The sequence below is a fragment of the Aeromonas sp. QDB25 genome (assembly GCF_027707725.1).
In the GTDB taxonomy this organism is placed as follows: Bacteria; Pseudomonadota; Gammaproteobacteria; order Enterobacterales; family Aeromonadaceae; genus Aeromonas; species Aeromonas caviae.
Window position 1 is genome coordinate 1 of sequence record NZ_JAPCIZ010000232.1, and the last position, 716, is coordinate 716.

Below are 716 nucleotides of genomic sequence, written 5' to 3' on the forward strand. Positions count from 1 at the left end.
TAATAAAATGCTGAGGCCTGGCCTTTGCGTAGTGCACGCATCACCTCAATACCTTTGATGGTGGCGTAAGCCGTCTTCATGGATTTAAATCCCAGCGTGGCGCCGATTATCCGTTTCAGTTTGCCATGATCGCATTCAATCACGTTGTTCCGGTACTTAATCTGTCGGTGTTCAACGTCAGACGGGCACCGGCCTTCGCGTTTGAGCAGAGCAAGCGCGCGACCATAGGCGGGCGCTTTATCCGTGTTGATGAATCGCGGGATCTGCCACTTCTTCACGTTGTTGAGGATTTTACCCAGAAACCGGTATGCAGCTTTGCTGTTACGACGGGAGGAGATATAAAAATCGACAGTGCGGCCCCGGCTGTCGACGGCCCGGTACAGATACGCCCAGCGGCCATTGACCTTCACGTAGGTTTCATCCATGTGCCACGGGCAAAGATCGGAAGGGTTACGCCAGTACCAGCGCAGCCGTTTTTCCATTTCAGGCGCATAACGCTGAACCCAGCGGTAAATCGTGGAGTGATCGACATTCACTCCGCGTTCAGCCAGCATCTCCTGCAGCTCACGGTAACTGATGCCGTATTTGCAGTACCAGCGTACGGCCCACAGAATGATGTCACGCTGAAAATGCCGGCCTTTGAATGGGTTCATGTGCAGCTCCATCAGCAAAAGGGGATGATAAGTTTATCACCACCGACTATTTGCAACAGTGCC

General features: G+C 52.9%; 1 protein-coding gene. It reads right to left on the reverse strand.

Features of this window, described 5'->3' with window-relative positions; genetic code table 11:
* The coding region (locus PG883_RS23650) for an IS6-like element IS26 family transposase (protein WP_170695631.1) at nt 1-653 on the reverse strand (653 nt) is incomplete at its 3' end.
* Nucleotides 654-716: the final 63 nt, after the last annotated feature.